This window comes from Microcoleus sp. B3-A4, assembly GCF_036705385.1.
GTDB lineage: Bacteria > Cyanobacteriota > Cyanobacteriia > Cyanobacteriales > Microcoleaceae > Microcoleus.
The window spans coordinates 35446-36308 of sequence record NZ_JAUBUI010000064.1; the positions used below are offsets into that span (position 1 = coordinate 35446).

An 863-nucleotide genomic window follows, 5' to 3' on the forward strand; every position below is an offset into this window, starting at 1 on the left:
ACCGCCAGAAGTACCTCACCCACGGCTGACCCCACTCCCGCCAACAACGAATCTACAGTCACCACAACTCTGACACCAACACCGACTACAACTCCAACTCCAACTCCAACACCGACACCAACTACAACTCCAACTCCAACACCGACACCAACTACAACTCCAACACCGACTACAACTCCAACTCCAACACCGACACCAACTACAACTCCAACACCGACACCAACTACAACTCCAACACCGACTACAACTCCAACACCGACTACAACTCCGACTACAACTCCAACTCCAACACCGACACCAACTCCAACTCCAACTCCAACACCGACACCAACTACAACTCCAACCCCAACACCGACACCAACTACAACTCCAACTCCAACACCGACTACAACTCCAACTCCAACACCGACTACAACTCCAACTCCAACTGGCAACCAACCGCCATTAGCCAACAATGCCAACTCCAGCCTCGGGCCCAACAGCAGCCAGTTAGTCACAGGATTGGGAGGCAGCGACCCCGACGGGTCGATCGCCTCTTACACCATCAACACCCTGCCCTCACCAGACCAAGCCGTCCTGTTTTTAGGAGATCCAGCCAACGGTGGTGTACCAGTGACACCCGGTCAAGTCCTGACGCCTCAACAGTTACAGCAACTATTTTTTCAAGCCACAGGCAACTTTACAGGAGCCAATTTCACCTACAGCGCCACAGACAACAGTGGCGCCTCCAGTCCCGCTGTCGCTACTGTTGCGGCCATACTTCCAACTGACAACCAGCCGCCAGTTGCCAACAATGCCAACTCCAGCCTCGGGCCCAACAGCAGCCAGTTAGTCACAGGATTGGGAGGCAGCGACCCCGACGG

1 pseudogene is annotated in these 863 nt (G+C 54.8%); it reads left to right on the plus strand.

The annotated features are described in order from the left end of the window. Window positions 1–863, plus strand: a pseudogene (locus QUB33_RS21695) (DUF4347 domain-containing protein); the annotation flags it as partial.